1 protein-coding gene is annotated in these 820 nt (G+C 70.2%); it reads right to left on the reverse strand.

Translation table 11 applies throughout. The features are described from left to right. The coding region (locus ACFPZN_RS56230) for a ketoacyl-synthetase C-terminal extension domain-containing protein (RefSeq protein ID WP_378293658.1) at window positions 1-820 on the reverse strand (820 nt) is incomplete at both ends.

Here is an 820-nt window from a genome sequence, read left to right on the forward strand (position 1 = left end):
AGGCTCACCGGTGGCGATCCGGGCCAGCGCATCCAGCAACCCCGCACGATCACCGGCAACCGCGACCGCGCGATGCTCCAACCCCGCACGCGCCGACGCCAGCGACCACGCCACATCCCCCAGACCCGCCCCAGGATCGGCCGTCAGGAACTCACGCAACCGCGCCGCCTGCGCCCGCAACGCCCCGTCCGACTTGCCCGACACCACGAACGGCCACACCGACGGCGACTCGGACGGAGCCGGGCTCTCGTCCGGCTCAAGGGCCTGCTCGATGATCACGTGGGCATTGGTCCCGCTGATCCCGAACGAGGAGACGCCCGAACGCCAGGGCCGGTCGAGCTCGGGCAGCGGGCGCGCTTCGGTGACCAGCTCGACGCTCCCGGCCGTCCACTCCACATGCGGCGACGGCTCGTCGACATGCAGCGTCGCGGGGACGACACCGTGCCGCAGGGCCATCACCATCTTGATCACACCGGCCACGCCTGATGCCGCCTGAGCATGACCGATGTTCGACTTCACCGACCCCAGCAGCAGCGGACGCTCCCGGTCCTGGCCGTAGGTCGCCAAGACCGCCTGCGCCTCGATCGGATCACCCAGCACCGTCCCGGTACCGTGCGCCTCCACCACGTCCACATCACCGGCCGACAAGCCCGCACTCGCCAGCGCCGACCGGATCACCCGCTGCTGAGCCTGACCATTCGGCGCCGTCAACCCATTGGACGCACCATCCTGATTCACCGCCGAACCACGCACGATCCCCAAGATCCGCCGACCGTTGCGCTCGGCGTCCGACAACCGCTCCAGCAGCACCAGCCCGACG

The organism is Actinomadura rugatobispora (assembly GCF_042656285.1).
GTDB lineage: Bacteria > Actinomycetota > Actinomycetes > Streptosporangiales > Streptosporangiaceae > Spirillospora > Spirillospora rugatobispora.